General features: G+C 68.8%; 19 protein-coding genes. 4 read left to right on the forward strand and 15 right to left on the reverse strand.

Translation table 11 applies throughout. The features are described 5' to 3' along the window. Positions 1-114 precede the first annotated feature (114 nt). On the reverse strand, positions 115-561 hold the full coding sequence (locus HEP75_RS20140; RefSeq protein WP_185824694.1) for a hypothetical protein: 447 nt from the start codon (positions 559-561) through the stop codon (positions 115-117). A gap of 100 nt (positions 562-661) precedes the next feature. Continuing rightward, positions 662-1,417: an IclR family transcriptional regulator gene (locus tag HEP75_RS20145; RefSeq protein ID WP_185814309.1), complete on the reverse strand. Its 756-nt coding sequence runs from the start codon at positions 1,415-1,417 to the stop codon at positions 662-664. 303 nt (positions 1,418-1,720) lie between these two features. Between HEP75_RS20145 and fucP the strand changes: the two genes are divergently transcribed. After that, a complete protein-coding gene (fucP, locus tag HEP75_RS20150) occupies positions 1,721-3,034 on the forward strand; it encodes an L-fucose:H+ symporter permease (RefSeq protein WP_185826680.1) in 1,314 nt (437 codons plus the stop codon). 1 nt (position 3,035) lies between these two features. Further along, a complete protein-coding gene (locus HEP75_RS20155) occupies positions 3,036-3,401 on the forward strand; it encodes an L-rhamnose mutarotase (protein WP_185824695.1) in 366 nt (121 codons plus the stop codon). 262 nt (positions 3,402-3,663) lie between these two features. Here HEP75_RS20155 and HEP75_RS20160 read toward each other — a convergent pair whose 3' ends face one another. From HEP75_RS20160 to HEP75_RS20195, 8 genes are all read right to left on the reverse strand, one after another. Then, complete coding sequence (locus HEP75_RS20160) at positions 3,664-4,983, reverse strand: L-fuconate dehydratase (protein ID WP_185824696.1); 1,320 nt, start codon at positions 4,981-4,983, stop codon at positions 3,664-3,666. A 268-nt stretch (positions 4,984-5,251) separates the two neighbouring features. Beyond that, complete coding sequence (locus HEP75_RS20165; RefSeq protein WP_185824697.1) at positions 5,252-6,109, reverse strand: fumarylacetoacetate hydrolase family protein; 858 nt, start codon at positions 6,107-6,109, stop codon at positions 5,252-5,254. Between the two features lie 34 nt (positions 6,110-6,143). Continuing rightward, positions 6,144-6,890 (reverse strand): SDR family oxidoreductase, encoded by a 747-nt coding sequence (locus HEP75_RS20170; protein ID WP_185824698.1) that lies wholly within the window; start codon positions 6,888-6,890, stop codon positions 6,144-6,146. A gap of 51 nt (positions 6,891-6,941) precedes the next feature. Continuing rightward, positions 6,942-7,796, reverse strand: coding sequence for an amidohydrolase family protein (locus tag HEP75_RS20175; RefSeq protein WP_185824699.1), 855 nt, complete (start codon positions 7,794-7,796; stop codon positions 6,942-6,944). Continuing rightward, positions 7,793-8,794 carry an aldo/keto reductase gene (locus HEP75_RS20180; protein ID WP_185826681.1) on the reverse strand — a complete coding sequence of 334 codons (1,002 nt, stop codon included), beginning with the start codon at positions 8,792-8,794 and terminating at the stop codon, positions 7,793-7,795. Before HEP75_RS20180 ends, HEP75_RS20175 begins: the two co-directional genes overlap by 4 nt. A 392-nt stretch (positions 8,795-9,186) precedes the next feature. Further along, positions 9,187-9,831 carry an HAD-IA family hydrolase gene (locus HEP75_RS20185; RefSeq protein WP_185824700.1) on the reverse strand — a complete coding sequence of 215 codons (645 nt, stop codon included), beginning with the start codon at positions 9,829-9,831 and terminating at the stop codon, positions 9,187-9,189. Positions 9,832-9,935: 104 nt separating this feature from the next. Beyond that, a complete protein-coding gene (locus HEP75_RS20190) occupies positions 9,936-10,151 on the reverse strand; it encodes a hypothetical protein (RefSeq protein WP_185814316.1) in 216 nt (71 codons plus the stop codon). Positions 10,152-10,155: 4 nt separating this feature from the next. After that, positions 10,156-10,716: a TlpA disulfide reductase family protein gene (locus HEP75_RS20195; protein WP_185826682.1), complete on the reverse strand. Its 561-nt coding sequence runs from the start codon at positions 10,714-10,716 to the stop codon at positions 10,156-10,158. Between the two features lie 342 nt (positions 10,717-11,058). On the opposite strand from HEP75_RS20195, the gene HEP75_RS20200 reads away from it, so the two are divergent. Next, the gene (locus HEP75_RS20200; RefSeq protein WP_185824701.1) at positions 11,059-11,277 is read left to right on the forward strand and encodes a hypothetical protein; all 219 of its coding nucleotides are present in this window, start codon (positions 11,059-11,061) and stop codon (positions 11,275-11,277) included. Between the two features lie 109 nt (positions 11,278-11,386). Here HEP75_RS20200 and glpK read toward each other — a convergent pair whose 3' ends face one another. The 4 genes from glpK to HEP75_RS20220 all read right to left on the reverse strand — a co-directional run bounded on the left by glpK (position 11,387) and on the right by HEP75_RS20220 (position 16,695). After that, positions 11,387-12,886: a glycerol kinase GlpK gene (gene glpK / locus HEP75_RS20205; protein WP_185824702.1), complete on the reverse strand. Its 1,500-nt coding sequence runs from the start codon at positions 12,884-12,886 to the stop codon at positions 11,387-11,389. 95 nt (positions 12,887-12,981) lie between these two features. Beyond that, on the reverse strand, positions 12,982-13,800 hold the full coding sequence (locus HEP75_RS20210; RefSeq protein WP_185824703.1) for an MIP/aquaporin family protein: 819 nt from the start codon (positions 13,798-13,800) through the stop codon (positions 12,982-12,984). A gap of 180 nt (positions 13,801-13,980) precedes the next feature. Further along, a complete protein-coding gene (gene glpD / locus HEP75_RS20215; RefSeq protein ID WP_185824704.1) occupies positions 13,981-15,495 on the reverse strand; it encodes a glycerol-3-phosphate dehydrogenase in 1,515 nt (504 codons plus the stop codon). 345 nt (positions 15,496-15,840) lie between these two features. Then, positions 15,841-16,695, reverse strand: a complete 855-nt coding sequence (locus HEP75_RS20220; RefSeq protein WP_185824705.1) for a DeoR family transcriptional regulator — start codon at positions 16,693-16,695, stop codon at positions 15,841-15,843. Between the two features lie 165 nt (positions 16,696-16,860). Between HEP75_RS20220 and HEP75_RS20225 the strand changes: the two genes are divergently transcribed. After that, positions 16,861-17,334, forward strand: coding sequence for a DUF1456 family protein (locus tag HEP75_RS20225; RefSeq protein WP_179569339.1), 474 nt, complete (start codon positions 16,861-16,863; stop codon positions 17,332-17,334). 226 nt (positions 17,335-17,560) lie between these two features. Here the strand turns inward: HEP75_RS20225 and HEP75_RS20230 are convergent, their stop codons facing one another. Next, a complete protein-coding gene (locus HEP75_RS20230) occupies positions 17,561-18,055 on the reverse strand; it encodes a hypothetical protein (RefSeq protein WP_185824706.1) in 495 nt (164 codons plus the stop codon). Between the last annotated feature and the right edge of the window lie 467 nt (positions 18,056-18,522).

Here is an 18,522-nt window from a genome sequence, read left to right on the forward strand (position 1 = left end):
CAATGCACGCTGCGGTGCAACAGGCGGCTATCGGCCTATAGCACCGGATCCGGGACCACCACGATTCAGCCGTCCGCCGCGTGCATGGCCGCGTCGTTACCGGCATTGCCAGGCCTAGTCGAGCGTCTCGCCGAACGCGCTTCGATAAGCCACGCGATCGAAGCGCAGCACCGCGCGCGCACGTTGCTCGGTCAGCGGACGCAGCACCCAGCGCACGTCCACACCACTGCGGCACGTGCTGACCGTCGGGATCGCCAGGAACCAGCGCGCACCGGGCCCACTGCAATACCAGAACGCGTTGCTGCCGTTCATGGCTTCGCTATCGAACATGAAGGACGCATCGTAATTGGCGTCCATGAATTGCTGCACCTTCTTCACCACGACCAGATCCGCACCGGTGAGAAGCACGCCATCGCTGGTCAGGGAAACGCGCCGGAAGGATTCCTCCACCGCTCGCTCCAGCCAATGATCGCGACGGCGCTGAAGCCAAATAAGCCACGCCATGAAAGCAACGACCACGACGATGGCAGCGACGGTGACGGCGCCCTCCCAGGTAAACACGGGCTCTCCCCCCACCTATGTCGCTGTCGTCATGCTGATGCCGGGCTTGCCACCTGCGCAACCGCAGCCTGGCAGCGTGTCCTGCGTACCGCGCGACAGGCTACCCACCCAACGCCGCACTGATCTCCGCCGCAGCCGCGCACACCGCCTGCATCGCCGCCTGCGCGTCGATCTGCTGCGGGCGGCGTTCGATGAAGGGCACGGTCAGCGTGTAGATGGCGCTGCCGTGCTGCAGGATCGGCGCGGTCAGGTCGATCACGCCGACCACCGCTTCGCTGGGGTGGATGCTGTAGCCCAGCGCGCGCACCTGCGCGGCGGCGGCGAGGAACGCGTCGCGATCGTAGCCCACGTCGCTGGCGTCCAGGCGCTGCAGCAACCGCGCCTGCGCGTCTTCGTGCTGGAACGCGAACAGCACCAGGCCGGAAGTGGAATGCGCGAGCGGGCGGCGGTGGCCCGGGCGCACCACCATGCCCAGGTCGCTGGGCACGTCCATCTGCGCGATGACCACGATCTGGTCGTCCGACGGCGCCACCAGGTGGCAGGGCTGGCGGATCGCATCGGCTAGCCGGCGCATCACCGGCAGCGCCGCCTCGGTGACGTTCTGCACCTGCGGCTGCTGCATGCCGAGCATGAACAGGCGGTTCGTCAGCACGTAGCCGCCCTCGCCCGGCCCCTTGGTCAGGTAGCCGCGCTCTTCCAGCACCTGCAGCATGCGGAAGATCTCGCCGCGCGAACGGCCGATGCCCTGCGAGATCTCGCTCATGGTCATCGGCCGCGCGTCGCGCGCCAGCAGTTCCAGGATATCCAGGCCCTTGTCCAGGGCGGGAGCGCGGTACTTGGGCGGGGGCGTGGTCATTCCGTCGAGGCCAGGCGGGGGGTGGAAGGGCGCTAGGGTACAGGGAATGTCCGTGGACAGAAGCGCGGCGAAACCAGCCTGCGCCTGGCGCACGGATGTTCAGATGGACTGCAAGGTCCGACGCGTGCACTCCGATGCCGGCGCTTGCGAGGACCGCCCGCGCCAGGGTTCGGACACGACGCAGGCCATGGCACTCCATGCAAATATAAACACGGATTTTATATTTGCATGGCGACAGCGACCGCAGTACGCTCCGGCCACAACTTCAACGCCACGCGGCACATCCTGGGAGGGGTAGGCGGCATGCACTACAGCAGCGACACCGCAACAGCGGCGCCCGGCAGCCTGGCGCGCACCGCCATCGTGCCCTTGGTCCTGATCGTCAGCCTGTTCTTTCTGTGGGGCATGGCGAACAACCTCAACGACATCCTGATCAAGCAGTTCAAGAAGGCGTTCGAGCTGTCCGACCTGCAGGCCGGGCTGGTGCAGAGCGCGTTCTATCTGGGCTACTTCGTGTTCGCGATCCCGGCGGCGATGTTCATGCGCCGCTTCAGCTACAAGGCGGCGGTGGTGCTCGGCCTGCTGCTGTACGCGACCGGCGCGTTCCTGTTCTACCCGGCCGCGCAGGAGCACACCTACGGCTTGTTCCTGCTGGCGCTGTTCGTGATCGCCAGCGGCCTGGCGTTCCTGGAAACCACCGCCAATCCGCTGGTCACCGTGCTCGGCCCGGCCGAAGGCGCGGCGCGGCGGCTGAACCTGGCGCAGGCGTTCAATCCGCTCGGTTCGATTACCGGGGTGATGATCGGCCAGCACTTCATCCTCTCTGGCGTGGAGCACACGCCGCAGCAACTGGCGGCGATGGCGCCGGCCGCGCGCGCCAGCTTTTTCGCCGCCGAATCGGCGGCGGTGCAGACCCCGTATCTGATCATCGGCGCGGTGGTGGTGCTGTGGGCCCTGCTGATCGGGCTGACTCGCTTCCCGGTCACCCGCGACAGCGGCGCCGCGGCCAGCGGCGGCAGGGCCTATTTCGGCCCGCTGCTGCGCAACCGCCGCTTCGTGTTCGCGGTGGTCGCGCAGTTCTTCTACGTCGGCGCCCAGGTCGGCATCTGGAGCTACCTGATCCGCTATCTGCAGGACGCGGTGCCGGGCACCCCGGAAAAGACCGCGGCCAGCTTCCTCACCGTCTCGCTGGTGCTGTTCATGGCCGGCCGCTTCATCGGCACCGCGTTGCTGCGCTTCGTGTCGCCGGCGGTGTTGCTGGGCGCGTTCGCGCTGCTCAACCTGCTGCTGTGCGGCGTGGCGATCGCGTTGCCGGGCTGGACCGGGCTGTATGCGCTGGTGGCCAGCAGCGCGTTCATGTCGGTGATGTTCCCGACCATCTTCGCGCTGGGCCTGGACGGCTTGAACGACGACGCGCGCAAGCTCGGCTCGTCGCTGATCGTGATGTCGATCATCGGTGGCGCGGTGCTGACCGCGCTGATGGGCGCGCTGTCAGACCGCGCCGGCATCCACTGGGCGATGACTGTGCCGGCGCTGTGCTTCGCGGTGATCCTGGTGTTCGCGTCCTATGCGCGCGAGCGCGCGGCCACGACTCGCGCCACCGTTGCTGGAGCCTGAGATGCCGCGCCACTGCTATCTGCTCGACCTGCACGACGACCCGGCGCTGATCGCCGAATACGAGCGCTGGCATCGCCCCGACACGGTGTGGCCGGAGATCGTCGCCTCGCTGCGCAACGCCGGCATCCGCGAACTGGACATCCACCGCTGCGGCGACCGCCTGGTGATGCTGATGGAGGTGGACGACGACTATTCGCCCGCGGCCAAGGCCGCCGCGGATGCCGCCGACCCGCGCGTGCAGGCCTGGGAAGAGCTGATGTGGCGCTTCCAGAAGCAGCTGCCGGGTTCGGCGCCGGGCGAGAAATGGCGCGAGGCGCTGCAGATTTTTTCGCTGCAGGCGGCGATGGCGGAGCAGGCGCGGGACTGAGATCTCTTGGTAAGGACTGCGCTCCTGCCATGCCGAAAAACCACCCTGTAGGAGCGGCTTCAGCCGCGACAGACTGCATCGGTAGAGCGCGTCGCGGCTGAAGCCGCTCCTACAGAATCGTGCGCGATGCAGGCAATGACGCTGCGAAAGCATTTCAGTCCCGATGCTTGCGAAGCCGTCAGGACCACTACTTCGTTCGTCGCGGCTGAAGCCGCTCCTACAGGGGCGCGTGCGCGGCGTGGGGCCGCGCACGCATCTCGCGCTATACCTGCTGCGCGGCCAGGTCCGCGCTCCAGAACGGGCCATCCGGATACAGGTACTGGGTGACCGACTGCGCGTGCATCTCGGCCGAGAAGCCCGGCAGCGTCGGCGCCAGGTAGCGGCCGTGTTCGATGCGTACCGGGTCGACGAAGTGCTGGTGCAGATGATCGACGAATTCGATCGCGCGGTCTTCCATCTTGCCGGTGATGGCGACGAAGTCGGCCATCGCCAGGTGCTGCACCAGCTCGCACAGGCCGACGCCGCCGGCATGCGGAAACACGCGCACGCCGAACTTCGCCGCCAGCAGCAGGATCGCCAGGTTCTCGTTGACCCCGCCCACGCGCGCGGCGTCGATCTGGATCAGGTCCACCGCACCGGCCTGCAGCAGTTGCTTGAACACAACGCGGTTCTGCGTGTGCTCGCCGGTGGACACCGGCACCGGCGCGATGCCCTGGCGGATCGCGGCGTGGCCGAGCACGTCGTCGGGGCTGGTCGGCTCCTCGATCCAGGCGATGTCGAACTCGGCCAGCTGGCGCATCCAGGCGATCGCCGGGCCCACGTCCCAGCGCTGGTTGGCGTCCACCGCCATCGCGATGTCCGGACCGATCGCTGCGCGCGCCAGGCGGCAACGGCGGATGTCGTCCTGCACATTGGCGCCGACCTTGAGCTTGATGGTGCGGAAGCCGTCGGCCACCGCTTCCTTGGCCAGGCGCACCAGCTTCTCGTCGGAGTAGCCGAGCCAGCCGGGCGAGGTGGTGTAGGCCGGGTAGCCCTGTTCGAGCAGCGTCTGCAGGCGTTCGGCGCGCAGCGGTTCGGCCGCGCGCAGCATGGCCAGCGCCTCGTCCGAGGTCAGCGCGTCGCTGAGATAACGGAAGTCGATGGTGGCCACCAGCTGTTCCGGCGACAGCTCGGCGATGTAGCGCCACAGCGGCTTGCCGGCGCGGCGCGCGGCCATGTCCCAGGCGGCGTTGATGACGCCGCCGATGGCCATGTGCATCACGCCCTTCTCCGGGCCCAGCCAGCGCAGCTGCGAATCGTCGGTGAGGCTGCGCGCGAAACCGCCCAGGTCGCCGATGACGTCTTCCACGTCGCGCCCGACCACATGATGCGACAGCGCCGCGATCGCCGCGCTCTGCACGTCGTTGCCGCGGCCAATGGTGAACACCAGGCCGTAACCGGCGAGGCCGTCGTTGGCATCGGTGCGCAGGCGCAGGTAGGCGGCCGAGTAGTCCGGATCCGGATTCATCGCATCGGAACCGTCCAGTTCGCGCGAAGTGGGGAAACGCACGTCGAAGGTCTCGAGGGCGACGATTTTGCTCATGGGGATCCTGGTCGGTGAGGCGGTAGAGAAAAAGAAAAATGCGATGGACAAGCCCCTCTCCCCCCGGGAGAGGGGTTGGGGTGAGGGTGCGGGAGTGCACAACTGCCGCCGCCCATCCAGAACACGAACGAAGCAAAAGCACGCAGCCCTGTCCCACACGTGGGATGTGGTGGCGCGAGCGAAGACCGCATCCGGATGGATGGCGAGGTGGCTTCGCCCCGTACCCTCACCCCAACCCCTCTCCCGGGGGGAGAGGGGCTTTAAGGCTTTACTGCGCGTCGCGCGGATGGGCGACCACGGCCTGGCGCTGTTCGCCCAGGCCTTCGATGCCCAGCGCCATCACGTCGCCCGGTTTCAGGTAGATCGGCGGCTTCTGGCCCAGGCCCACGCCCGGCGGCGTGCCGGTGCTGATCACGTCGCCCGGCATCAGCGTCATGTAGCGGCTGATGTGGCTGACCAGTTCGGCCACGCCGAACACCATCGTGCGCGTGTTGCCGTTCTGGTAGCGGTGGCCGTTGACTTCCAGCCACATCGACAGGTTCTGCGGGTCGGCCACTTCGTCGCGGGTGACCAGCCACGGGCCGAGCGGGCCGAAGCCGTCGCAGCTCTTGCCCTTGACCCACTGGCCGCCGTGCTCGAGCTGGAACTCGCGTTCGGACAGGTCGTTGATCACCGCGTAGCCGGCGACGTGCTTGAGCGCGTCTTCCAGCGACACATCGCGGGCGACATCGCCGATCACCACGCCCAGTTCCACTTCCCAGTCGCTCTTCTTCGAGCCGCGCGGAATCGTCACGGTGTCGTTGGGGCCGCTGATCGCGGTGGTGGCCTTCATGAACAGCACCGGCATCTCCGGCACCGCCATGCCCGACTCGGCGGCGTGGTCGGCGTAGTTCAGGCCGACGCAGATGAACTTGCCGACGCGGCCCACGGCCGGCCCGTAGCGCACCTCGCCTTCCACCTTGGGCAGCGTGGCCGGATCGAGCGCGCGCAGCTTGTCCAGGCCGGCGCCGGTGAGATGCTCGCCGGCGACGTCGTCGATGATCGCGGACAGGTCGCGCAGATGGCCAGCGGCGTCGAGCAGGGCAGGACGTTCGTGGCCGGGTTCGCCGTAGCGCAGCAGTTTCATGGGATGTCCTCTTGGAAGTGGAAGGCAGGCGCGGTCAGTTCGACCAGCCGCCGTCGATGATGTGGGTCTGGCCGGTGGTGAACGAGGCGTCGTCCGAAGCCAGGTACACCACCAGCTGCGCGATCTCGCGCGGGTCGCCGAGGCGGCCCATCGGCTGGCGGTCGGTGAAGCTCTTCCACACCGCCTGCTCGTCGCCGCCCAGCGCCTTGACCCGCTGGCCCAGCGACGGCGTCTTGATCGTGCCCGGGCAGATCGCGTTGCAGCGGATGCCCTTGGCCACGTAGTCGGCAGCGATGGCCTTGCTCAGCCCGATCACCGCGGCCTTGGTCACGCCGTAGGCGAAGCGATTCGGCACGCCCTTGATGCTGGAGGCCACCGAGGACATGTTGACGATGCTGCCGCGGCCCTGCTCCAGCATGCCCGGCAACACCGCCTGGCACAGGTAGTACATCGCATCGACATTGATCGCGAACGAGCGCCGCCACGCCGGCTCGTCGCAGTCGAGAATGCTGCCCTGGTGCACGTAGCCGGCGCAGTTGAACAGCACGTCGAACGGCGCGTTTGCCGCGACCAGCGCCTGGATCGCCGCGGCGTCGGTGACGTCCAACGTCTGGGTGACGATCGCATCGGATTCGGTGGCCAGCGCCTGCAACGCGGCGGCATCGATGTCGGTGGCCAGCACCTGCGCGCCTTCGCGCGCGCAGGCCAGCGCGCTCTCGCGGCCGATGCCAGCGCCGGCGGCGGTGATCAGGCAGCGCTTGCCTTGCAGTCGGCCGCTCATGCGCGGCTCCGGGGATGGAATGCGGACGTGGTCATGGTGGGGCACTCTCGATCAGGGGGAAGGAATCGGCTCGGGCAAACGGTAGAAACGGCGTGCGCTGCCGGCGAACACGTCGGCGGCGTGGCCGGCGGCATGCCGCGCGACCAGCGCCTGCGCCAGCGCGAGCCAGTCGCCGTAGCCGGCGCGCTGGGTCAGCACCGGCCAGTCGCTGCCCCACAGCACACGCTGCGCGCCGAAGCAGGCGAACACCTGCGCCACGTACGGCTCGATCGCCGCCACGTCGGCATCGGCAGGCAGTTCGGTGAGCAGGCCGGACAGCTTGCACAGCACGTTCGGATGCCGCGCCAGCTGCGCCAGGCCGTCGGCCCAGGCGGCGAAACCGTCGCCGCCGATCGCCGGCTTGGCGGCATGGTCGAGCACCACGCGCAACGCCGGATGGCGCCGCAGCCGCGCCTGCAACGCGGGCAGGTGCAGCGGCTTGACCAGCGCGTCGAACGCCAGGTCGTGCCGCAGCATCGCATCGAATGCGGGGTCCAGCTGTGGCCGCGCCAGCCACTGCGGATCGGCCAGGTCCTGCACCATCGGCCGCAGGCCCTTGAGCAGCCCGTCGCCCTCGGCGCACAGCGCGGCGATGCGCACGGCCGCGTCGGCGGCCTCGAAATCGATCCAGCCGACCACGCCGGCGATGCGCGGCTGCGCGCGGGCGAGCTGCAACAGGTAGCGGGTCTCCGCTTCGGTCTGCGCCGCCTGCACCGCGACGATCGCGTCCACGCCGTGCGCATCGAGCATGGCGATCAGGTCTTCGGGCACGAAGTCGCGGTACAGCGCGGCGAGGTCGGGCGTCAGCCAGTCGTAGTCGCCGCGCGCCAGCTGCCAGAAGTGCACGTGCGCATCGACCACGTTCACGGCGTCGGCACCTGCGCCTGCAGCAGGCCCTGGTTGCGCAGGTCGCGCCACAGCGCGGGCGGAATCGGCGCCTGCAGGCGCGTGGCGGCGCTGGCCACCTCCGCCGGCGTGCGCATGCCGGCGACCACGGCGGCGACCGCCGGGTGCGCGAGCGGGAACTGCAGCGCGGCCGCGCCCACGTCCACGCCCTGCGCCGCGCAGGCCGCGAACAGCTGCTGCGCGTGCTTGAGCGTGGCTGCATCCACCGGCGCATAGTTGTAGGTGTCGCCGGGGCCGCGCGCGTCGCTGAGCAGGCCCGAGCTGTACGGGCCGGCGACCAGGATGCCGATCTGATGCTGCAGCGCCTGCGCCATGATCCGCTGCGCCGCGTGCTGTTCGAGCAAGGTGTAACGGCCGGCCAGCATCACGCAATCCAGCGGGAACAGCGGCATCAGTTCCAGCGCGATGTCTTCCTCGTTGACGCCGATGCCGATCGCGCGGCAGGCGCCGCTGGCCTTGAGATCGGCCATCGCCGGCAAGGCCTCGTCCAGCGCCTGGCGCAGCATCGCCGGGTGGCGTTCGCCGTGGGTGAGGCGGCCGATGTCGTGCAGCAGCAGCACGTCCACGTGATCGGTGCCGAGCCGCTGCAGGCTGGCCTCGAATTCACGCAGCACGCCGTCGCGGCTGTAGTCGAACGCGGCGCCGCGCCCGGCCACGGCGAAACCGTCGCGCCCCGGCGCGGCGCCGGCCTCGTCGTAGACGCGGCGTCCGACCTTGGTCGACAGCGTGTAGCTGGCGCGCGGCAGCCCGCGCAGGCCCCGCCCGAGCCGGCGCTCGCTCAGCCCATAGCCGTAATACGGCGCGGTGTCGAAATGGCGGATGCCGGCGGCATGGGCATCGGCGACCGCGGCCAGCGCCACCGCATCGTCCACTTCCGCATACAGATTGCCGATCGGCGCGGCGCCGAAGCCCAGCGTGGCGATGCGCACCTCGCTGCGGCCCAGCGGGCGCTGCGCGATTGGGCCGGGCTCGACGGCGGCGACCGCAGCGTTCACTGGCACTGGCCTCGACCGTTTGCCGACACAAGGCGCCCGCTCGACCTGCAGGATCGGGGACCGCTGGAATTGCGCATGCCACGCCTCCGCCCACCTGGGGCCAGATCGGATGATGGCCGGATCGCGTCGCCTTGGCCGCTGGCGCCGCTTGCCGGCTGTTCGTATATGAATATAGCAATCATAAGTGAACAATCAACGCCGCGGTGCAGCATGGGGCTGGGAATCGGGAATGGGGAATCGGGAATGGGGAATCGGGAATGGGTAGAAGCGGCACCCGGCGCGGAGGGATTGCGAGCAGGTAGGGAACGACGGCGGGGCGGGAATCGGGAGCTGGGTCGCGGGCGCAGCTCGCTGGATCAGGCTGGGATCGGCAGGCCCAGCCGGTCCCAGACGTCCGCCGGGCGCTGCAGCAGCGGCAGCGGCGTGTGCGGCTGCAGCGCGGCCGGCAAGGTGTAGCCCCAGCCGACGCCGGCGAAGGCGATGCCGGCCTGGCGCGCGGCGTCGGCGTCGCGGATCTCGTCGCCCACACAGAGTGCACGTGCGGCCGGTACCCGGCACGCCTTGAGCGCTGCGCGTAGCTTGCGGCGCTTGCCCAGCACCGCGGCGCCGCAGCCGATGTGGCGGAAGCGCGCGGTCAGTTCGGTGCCGAGCACGCGCTCGACGTTGTCGCGGCTGTTGGAGGTCACCAGGGCCAGCTGCACGCCGGCCCGCGCGAGCGCGTCCAGCAATTCGGTCACCCCGTCGAACAGGGCGATGCGCTCGATCTGCGCGGCCATCAGCGCGCGCATGCGCCGCGCCACCGCCGGCACCCGCCACCAGCGGATGCCGCTGCGCGCCATCAATTCGCGCGCGCTCAGGCTGCGGATTTCCTGCAGCCGCTCCGGCTCGAAGCGACGGAAGCCGAACTCGTCGGCGACGTCGTTGATGGTGTCCAGGAACCAGGCGAAGGAATCGGCCAGGGTGCCATCGAAATCGAAGATGATCAGGTCGTAGCGGCGCATGCGGCCGCAGCATGCCGCAGCACCGGCCGCGTCGCCAGCACCGCCGCGCCCCGCGCCTGCACACGGTTAAGCCGGAGCCGGCCGCGGCCGGCCCCGGCGCTGGCTCAACCGCAGCAGTAGCAGACCAGCGGCTTGCCGGGACCGCCCGGCCCCAACTCGCCGCCGAACGGCGCGCACTCCTGCTGACACGCCCAGGCGCTACACGATGCATCCTTCTCGATTCCGTCGCCGGCGGTCGCCTGCACCGCGCCGAAGCCCATGCAGGCCAGGAACACGGCCGCGGCCATGCCGTTACGCAACGCTGTCCAACGCTGTTTCATGTCGTCACTCCTCGAGAGTTGCCAAGGCCGCCGGCGCCTCCGTGCGTCGCACTGCGGCCACCAGGTCCTGCACCCGCTCCGTGGTATCGAAGACGCCGACGCGTGCGTAACGCACCCGCCCATCGCGGTCCAGCGCCAGCATCGATGGCACGTTGCGCGCGCGAAACAGCATCAGCGCGCGGCGATCGGTGAGCGTGGTCACCGGAAAGGGAAAGCGGTGCTCGATGGCATAGCGACGCGCCTGGTCGGGACTGCACTGGCACACTCCCAGCACCTGCACGCGGCCGCCCTGCTCGGCCAGGCGCTGCGCCGCCTGCACCACCGTCGGCGCCGAGCGCTTGCAATAGGGGCAGGTGGTGGTGAAGAAGAACAGCACCTGCGTGTCCCCCGCCGGCACGCCCAGGGTCAGCACCAAACCGTCCAACGCGGTCGCAGCGATCTTCGGCACATACATGCCCAAATACGGTTCGGTGGTGCGGGTCACGAACCAGCGCCGCTCTTCGCGCAGCTGGCGGTTCTGCCAGGCCAGCACCATCAGCAGCGCGCAGGCCGCGAGCAAGGCCAGCCAACTCCAGGGAAAACGACGTGCCATGCGCTGTGCATCCCGTGCGGTGTCGCTTGCAGGCTGCGCAGCTGGCCGGGTTCGGTCAACGCCTGGCGTGCGGTTTTTGCGGCCGCGTGGCGATGCTGGGGAGGCAATCACGCTTTGCCGCAGCTGCGCATTCCAGTGGCGTGCGCCGCGCTGCGCGCAAGCGCACGGCCTGCACGCCGCGTTTCTCCAAATCATGGAGCACCGTCTGCAACGATAAGCGCTGGCGCGCCTTCATCCGCCCTTGCCTTCCGCTTCACACGCTGCGTTCGCGGCGGCGCGCACGGTGCAGCCTGGTTTCCGAAGCATGAGGCGCATATGCAGATGCAGAATCCCAACCCCGGCCAGGATCCGCAGCAGCCACCGAACGAGGTGCCCGGTCAGGTTCCGAATCCGGGCGTGGATCCGATCCCGGATCGGCCGGCGGATCCGATCCCGGACCAGCCGATCGACCCGACCATCCCGCCGATCAGTGATCCGGTCGGCGACGTCGATGCCCCGGTGCCGGGGCCGCGCGGGCCGACGCAGTACGTCTAGCGTCCGGCCCAGAAAACTCCTGTAGGAGCGGCTTCAGCCGCGACCGGGTCTTACCGGGACGCCGGTCGCGGCTGAAGCCGCTCCTACAGAGATACAGCGTTAGCGATGGCTAGCGAATCCGGAACCCCATCGTCGCCTCCACCGCCTGTTGCCAGCCGGCATACAGTTCCTCGCGGCGCTCGGCCGGCATGCTCGGCTCGAAGCGGCGGTCCACCGCCCATTGCTGCGCGATCTCCGCGCGATCCTTCCAGAAGCCCGTCGCCAATCCGGCCAGGTACGCGGCGCCCAGCGCGGTGGTTTCCGCGACTTCCGGGCGCAGCACCGGCACGTCGAGGATGTCGCTCTGGAACTGGGCCATGAAGTCGTTGCTGATCGCGCCGCCGTCGGCGCGCAGTTCCTTCAGCTCGATGCCCGAATCGACCTGCATCGCGGTCAGCACGTCGCGGGTCTGATACGCCATCGACTCCACCGCGGCGCGGATGAAATGTTCCTTGGTGGTGCCGCGGGTCAGGCCGAACACCGCGCCACGGATGTCGCTGCGCCAGTAAGGCGCGCCCAGGCCGACGAAGGCCGGCACGAAATACACGCCGTCGTTGTCGCCGGCGCGCTCGGCGTAGGACTGCGAGTCGCTGGCCTTGCCGAACATGCGCAGGCCGTCGCGCAACCACTGCACCACCGAACCGGCGACGAAGATCGCCCCTTCCAGCGCGTACTCGACCTTGCCGTCCACGCCCCAGGCGATGGTGGTGAGCAGGCCGTTCTTGGATTCCACCGCCTTCTCGCCGGTGTTCATCAGCATGAAACAGCCGGTGCCATAGGTGTTCTTGGCCATGCCCGGTTCGAAACAGGCCTGGCCGAACAGCGCCGCCTGCTGGTCGCCGGCGATGCCGGCGATCGGCACTTCGTGGCCGTAGAAATACTGGCCCTGGGTGGTGCCGTAGATCTCGCTGGAGGAACGCACCTCCGGCAGCATCGAGGCGGGGATGTCGAGCATCTGCAGCAGCTCTTCGTCCCAGCGCAGTTCGTGGATGTTGTACAGCAGCGTGCGCGAGGCGTTGGTGTAGTCGGTGACGTGGACCTTGCCGGCGGTGAGGTTCCAGATCAGCCAGCTGTCGATGGTGCCGAACGCCAGCTCGCCGCGCTGCGCGCGTTCGCGCGCGCCTTCGACGTGGTCGAGGATCCACTTGACCTTGGTGCCGGAGAAATACGCATCGATCAGCAGGCCGGTCTTGGCCCGCACCATGTCCTCGTGGCCGGCCGCTTTGAGCTGTTCGCAGATGTCCTTGGTCTGCCGCGATTGCCAGACGATGGCGTTGTAGATCGGTTGCCCGGTGGCGCGGTCCCACACCACCGCGGTCTCACGCTGGTTGGTGATGCCGATGCCGGCGATCGCGCTCGCGTCCACCTGCTGGTTGTTCAGCAGCTCGGTGATCGTGGTGTAGACGCTGGTCATGATCTCGCGCGGGTTATGTTCCACCCAACCAGGTTGCGGGAAGATCTGCCCGAACTCGCGCTGCGCCATGCCCGCGATGTGGCCCTTGCGGTCGAACAGGATCGCGCGCGAACTGGTGGTGCCCTGGTCGATGGCCAGGATGAATTTCTTTTCCATCGGTGACTCCTGCGGGGTCGTGAAGGCGCGCGCCGCGGCGGCGCCCGAAATGGATGGGGAGGTGCCGGCGGTGCCGGCACCCAGCTCGCGCCGGCTCAGGCCTGGCGCGATGCCGCTTCTTCCTCGAGCGCCTTGATTCGCGCCGGCAGGAACGGATAGATCAGCCATTGGTAGGCCGCGCCGCCGATCACGCCGCCGATCAGCGGGCCGACGATCGGAATCCACCAGTAGCTGTTGGCCGACGGCAGCGCCGAGGACCCCCAGCCGGCGAAGTAGGCGAACAGTCGCGGCCCGAAATCGCGCGCCGGATTGATCGCCCACGCTTCCAGGTAGCCCATCGAGGCGCCGATGGTCGCCACCAGCAGGCCGATCATCAACGCGCCGGAATTGGCGGTGGGCGCGGCCTCGTTATAGCGCTCGGTGATGGCGAAGATGCCGAAAATCAGGAACGCGGTCAGGATCACCTGGTCGCGCAACGCATGCATCGGGGTGATCGCCAGGCCCGGTGCGGTAAAGAACACGCCGGCCGCGCCGCCCGCTTCGCGGGTCAACTGATGGGCCTGGTTGTAATGGTCGATCACCGGCGCGAACAGCAGGTAGACGATGCCCGCGCCGAGGAATCCGCCGACCACCTGCGCCGCCCAGTACGGCAACACCTTTTTCCACGAGAAACCGCGGAACAGCGCCAGCGCCAGGGTTACCGCCGGGTTGGCGTGGGTGCCGGAGACCGAGCCGGTCGCGTAGATCGCGATCGTCACCGCCAGGCCCCAGGCGATGCACACGCCCCAATAGGCGTTCTGGTAGGGGCTGGGGTCGTACAGCACGTACATGCACGCCACCGAACAGCCGAAGGCGATGATGATCACCATCGCCACCGCCTCGGAAATCAGTTCGCCAAGCAGTTGCCGGTTCATGCGCGCTGCTCCCGCACTGCTGTCGTCGTCTTGCCGGTCATGCCGGTCGTCGTCTTGCACATGCCTGCCACCCTCCACGGTCGTTCCCAGGTTCGCGCGCGGCGGCGGATGCCGATGCGCGCGGCGATTGCGCACGCGCGGCCGGCGCCCGGGACGGGCACGCCGGCCGCGGTGCTTGCCTCATGCGGGCGCGGCGGCCACCGCGGCCGGCGCCTGTTGCAGATAGTCGATCAGCCGCTGGCGGCCGGCCGCATCGATGCGCAGGCCGAGCTTGCTGCGGCGCCACAGCAGATCGTCGGCCTGGGTCACCCACTCGTGTTCGCGCAGGTAGTCCACTTCGGCCTGGTACAGATCGGCGCCGAAATGCTCACCCAGCTGCTGCAGCGATGCCGCGTCGCCCAGCAGTTGCACCGCACGGGTGCCGTAGTTGCGCGCCAGCCGCCATGCGGTCGCCTCGCTCAGCCATGGCCGCGCCGCGCGCAGTTCCTGCGCCAGCACGCGGATGTCGCGGCGCTCGCCGCCGGGCAGCGGCGCGCCGCGCGCGGTCCACGCCGGCGCCTTGCGCCCGGCATGCGCGACCAGCCGGTCCACCGCTTCCTCGGCCAGCTTGCGGTAGGTAGTGAGCTTGCCGCCGAACACGTTGAGCAGCGCCGCGCCGTCGTCCGCGTCCACTTCCAGCAGGTAGTCGCGGGTGACCTCGGCGGCGTTGTCCTCCTCGTCGTCGAGCAGCGGGCGCACGCCGCTGTAGCTCCATACCACGTCGCTGGGCGCGATCTGCTTGAGGAAATAGCGGTTGGCCGCCTCGCACAGGTAGCGCGTCTCCTCGGCATCGATCTTCGGCGCGGACGGATCGGCGCGGTAGTCCACGTCGGTGGTGCCGATCAAGGTGAAGTCGTGCTCGTAGGGAATCGCGAACACGATACGCCGGTCGGGCTGCTGGAAGATGTAGGCGTGGTCGTGCTCGAACAGCCGCGGCACCACGATGTGGCTGCCCTTGACCAGGCGCAGCGCGTGGTCGTGGCCGACCTTGGCCACGTCGTCCAGGAACTGCACCGCCCACGGCCCGGCGGCATTGACCAGCGCGCGCGCCTGCAGGTCCTGGCGGCGGCCGTCGGCGTGCTCCAGCTGCACCTGCCATATGCCGCCGACGCGGCGCGCCGCGACGCAGCGGGTGCGGGTCAGGATCCGCGCCCCGCGCTGCGCCGCGTCCATCGCGTTGAGCACCACCAGCCGCGCATCCTGCACCCAGGCATCGGAATAGACGAAGCCGGTGCGGAACTCTTCGCGCAGCGGCGCGCCGACCGGATCCGAGCGCAGCGCCATGCGCTTGGAACCCGGCAGGGTGCGGCGGCCGCGGCCGAGATGGTCGTACAGGAACAGGCCGGTGCGGATCATCCACGCCGGGCGCAGGTGCGGCTGGTGCGGCAGCAGGAAGCGCAGCGGCCAGATGATGTGCGGGGCCAGGCGCAGCAGCACTTCGCGCTCGGCCAGCGCCTTGCCGACCAGCGCGAACTCGTACTGCTCCAGGTAGCGCAGCCCGCCGTGGATCAGCTTGGTGCTGGCGCTGGAGGTATGCGAGGCCAGATCGTCGCGCTCGCACAGGCACACCGACAGGCCGCGGCCCACCGCATCGCGGGCGATGCCCACCCCGTTGATGCCGCCACCGACCACCAGCACATCGTAGATCTCGCGCATTGCCTGACTCCGGAAGCGTCGTGTCACCGGGCAAACCCCTGGGTCGACGACGAAGGACGAAAAGATCGTAAACGAACATTTTCGAACATAGCACGCTGCAGTGCAGCGTAGAGTCAACGCAGAGCCTTGCTATTGGCAGCGGATGTACATGGCGACCGCTTCATTTCCGGCAGGCGGCTCCCGCCGATAGCGACTCCCGGCTGGGTTTAACGTCATAATAACGAAACAATACGAACATAAACGCACACGAAATGCGTGGTCGTCTACTCCCAGCGCCGTTCGCTGCGCCGGGCATCTGCCCGCATGCCGGTTTGCCTCACCCACGCACGTCGCGTGCGGCGCAGTTCAGTCCGGATCGGCCTGGCTGCCGGCCACCGCTTCCACCTCGGCCTCGCCGTCGGCGCCACCCTCGGCGACGAACACGCGAGTGCCGGCCTCGGCCAGCACCGCGGCCAGTTCCGGCGGCGGCGCGCGGTCGGTGAACCAGGCCTGGACTCGCGTGATCGGCCCGAGCCGGACCATGGCGTTGCGGCCGAGCTTGCTGTGGTCGGCGGCCAGGAACACCTGCCGCGAGTGCTCGATGATGGCCTGCGCCACCCGCACCTCGTGGAAATCGAAATCCAGCAAGGTGCCGTCCGGATCGATGCCGGAAATGCCGATCACGCCGAAATCCACCTTGAACTGGCGGATCAGTTCGATCGTGGCCTCGCCGGTGACGCCCTGGTCGCGGCCGCGCACGCGCCCGCCGGCCACCATCACCTCGAAGCTCGGATTGGCGCTCATCATCACCGCCACGTTGAGATTGTTGGTGATCACCCGCAGCCCGCTGTGCCCCATCAGCGCGCGCGCCACGTCCTCGTTGGTGGTACCGATGTTGATGAACAGCGACGCGTCGTCGGGGATGTGCTGCGCCAGCAGCGTGGCGATGCGCCGCTTCTCCTGCGCCTGCAGCGACTTGCGCGCCGTGTAGGCCAGGTTCTCCACGCTCGACGGCAGGCTGACCCCGCCGTGGTAGCGGCGCAGCAGGCCGGCCTCGCACAGCAGCGCCACGTCGCGGCGGATGGTCTGCGGCGTCACCTCGAAACGCGTGGCCAGCCCTTCCACTTCGGCATAACCCTGCTGCCGCACCAGCGTCACCAGCTGTTCCTGGCGCGGATTGAGCGCGGGCACCGCGCTCGGCTTGGGAATCGTGTTGTCCATGCGCCGATGATGGGGCGCATGCGCGCGCGGATGCAAACGCCGCCATCGCGATCGCACGGCGCCGTGGCGACCGGCGCGCCTCGACGCGACGCGCCTACCCCCCATGCGGGACACGGCCTAGACTACGCACCCCGCCGGACGCCCACCGGCAGCACCGGACCGGCCATGATCAACAACGACGTACTGCGCTCCATCCGCTACATGCTCGACCTGAGCGACCAGATGATCGTGGACACGGTCCACCTCGCCGATCCCGCCTTCCCGATCGACAAGAGCGAAGTGCCGGCCTACCTGAAGAAGGAGGACGAGGACGGCTTCGTCGAATGCAGCGACCTGGTGCTGGCGCACTTCCTCGACGGGCTGGTGTTCCACTACCGCGGCCGCGACGACAGCCTGCCGGCGCGTCCGGTGGAAACCCGGGTCACCAACAACGTGGTGCTGAAGAAGCTGCGCGTGGCGTTCCAGCTGAAGGACGTGGACATGCACCAGATCTTCGCCGACGCCGGCTTCCCGGTGTCCAAGCCAGAGCTGTCGGCGCTGTTCCGCCAGCCCGAGCACAAGAACTTCCGCCTGTGCGGCGACCAGCTGCTGCGCAACTTCCTCAAGGGCCTGACCCTGCGGATGCGCGCGGCGGGGTGAGGCGTAGTGCGCGATGCGTACGCTGGGCGGGCTTGTTGCTGAGGAGGAGCGCTTCAGCCTCGACGGTAGCCGAAGCCGTCGTCTTGCCGAGGCCTTGGGTCGCGGTTGAAACCGCTCCTACAGGAGCCGCAGTCCGTGGCAATGCGATGCTGTCCCGACGCTATCCAAAGTCGTCAGGCTCTCCGCTGCGTTCGTCGCGACTGAAGTCGCTCCCACAGGAAGCGAGTCAGCGGATCCGGTAGACCCGCGCCTTCGGCAGGTCTTCGTCCACCTGCAGGAACCAGCGTCCGGCGATGCCGGGCACGACCTTGATCGCCGGCGAGGCCAGCGCGGTGCGCAGGGTCATGCTGCCCTTGAGCACCTTCCACTGCTGGCCGTTGTCCAGCACGAACACGGTGCCCGGCGCCCAGCCGGCGACCTCGCCCTGCACGCGGGCACTGATCGGGCCGTCGTCCAGGCCGATCATCATGCCCTGCCCGGCCTCGGCATCGCCGGCGACGGCCGCTGCGGGTGCAGACGCGGGCCGCGCCGGGGCCTGTGCCGCCTCGCGCGTCTCGGCGTCGCGCAGCAGGCGATTGAGCGTGGACAGCTGGGTCGGGGTCAGGCCGACCTCGCGCAACTGCTCGGCGCTCAGCTTGTGCTCGATCTCCACATACCCCGACTGCGCCTGCGCCATCGGCGCCGCCAGGGCGCATGCCAGCGCCAGCACTATGTATTTCATCGTTCGATCCTGCCGCGTTCGCGGATAAGAAAGGCCGCACGGTCGATGGGACCGGCTCCCCAGTTCGGCGAGTTTGGGTCAATCCGGTGACACTTGGATGACGCGCCGCATCAGGGGCCATCGCGGACAGCTTGCTCGACAGCGAACGATGCGGCCGGCCGCCGCCCCTCGGCGCATCGCCGCAACGGCCCGCCGCGGCGATCGCATTGCAGCGCTGCCGGCGTTCACGCTCGCGCAAGCCCGGCGCCCCACGGCACTCTGGCACGTCCTGCGCGCCGCGACGGGTACGGCACACCGCCACAGGGATCCCCGAACAACGACGCACGCGGTCCTGCACGGGCGGGCACGCGCTCGATCAGCACGCGACGTGCATCTTTCGGTCCAGGCGTCGACGGTCGCCGCTCTCGGTCGCAGTGGCTTGCATCGGAAACACCTGTCGCGACCGATGGCCGAGGCGACCCCACGCC

Origin of the sequence: Xanthomonas sp. SI, assembly GCF_014236855.1 — a bacterium.
In the GTDB taxonomy this organism is placed as follows: domain Bacteria; phylum Pseudomonadota; class Gammaproteobacteria; order Xanthomonadales; family Xanthomonadaceae; genus Xanthomonas_A.

Bases quoted from the DNA above. Each gene is read 5' to 3' on its own strand.
- HEP75_RS20145 (WP_185814309.1), bottom strand. From the start codon at position 1,417: ATGACCACGCCCCCGCCCAAGTACCGCGCTCCCGCCCTGGACAAGGGC.
- fucP (WP_185826680.1), top strand. From the start codon at position 1,721: ATGCACTACAGCAGCGACACCGCAACAGCGGCGCCCGGCAGCCTGGCG.
- HEP75_RS20155 (WP_185824695.1), top strand. From the start codon at position 3,036: ATGCCGCGCCACTGCTATCTGCTCGACCTGCACGACGACCCGGCGCTG.
- HEP75_RS20160 (WP_185824696.1), bottom strand. From the start codon at position 4,983: ATGAGCAAAATCGTCGCCCTCGAGACCTTCGACGTGCGTTTCCCCACT.
- HEP75_RS20165 (WP_185824697.1), bottom strand. From the start codon at position 6,109: ATGAAACTGCTGCGCTACGGCGAACCCGGCCACGAACGTCCTGCCCTG.
- HEP75_RS20170 (WP_185824698.1), bottom strand. From the start codon at position 6,890: ATGAGCGGCCGACTGCAAGGCAAGCGCTGCCTGATCACCGCCGCCGGC.
- HEP75_RS20185 (WP_185824700.1), bottom strand. From the start codon at position 9,831: ATGCGCCGCTACGACCTGATCATCTTCGATTTCGATGGCACCCTGGCC.
- HEP75_RS20190 (WP_185814316.1), bottom strand. From the start codon at position 10,151: ATGAAACAGCGTTGGACAGCGTTGCGTAACGGCATGGCCGCGGCCGTG.
- HEP75_RS20200 (WP_185824701.1), top strand. From the start codon at position 11,059: ATGCAGATGCAGAATCCCAACCCCGGCCAGGATCCGCAGCAGCCACCG.
- glpK (WP_185824702.1), bottom strand. From the start codon at position 12,886: ATGGAAAAGAAATTCATCCTGGCCATCGACCAGGGCACCACCAGTTCG.
- HEP75_RS20210 (WP_185824703.1), bottom strand. From the start codon at position 13,800: ATGAACCGGCAACTGCTTGGCGAACTGATTTCCGAGGCGGTGGCGATG.
- glpD (WP_185824704.1), bottom strand. From the start codon at position 15,495: ATGCGCGAGATCTACGATGTGCTGGTGGTCGGTGGCGGCATCAACGGG.
- HEP75_RS20220 (WP_185824705.1), bottom strand. From the start codon at position 16,695: ATGGACAACACGATTCCCAAGCCGAGCGCGGTGCCCGCGCTCAATCCG.
- HEP75_RS20225 (WP_179569339.1), top strand. From the start codon at position 16,861: ATGATCAACAACGACGTACTGCGCTCCATCCGCTACATGCTCGACCTG.
- HEP75_RS20230 (WP_185824706.1), bottom strand. From the start codon at position 18,055: ATGAAATACATAGTGCTGGCGCTGGCATGCGCCCTGGCGGCGCCGATG.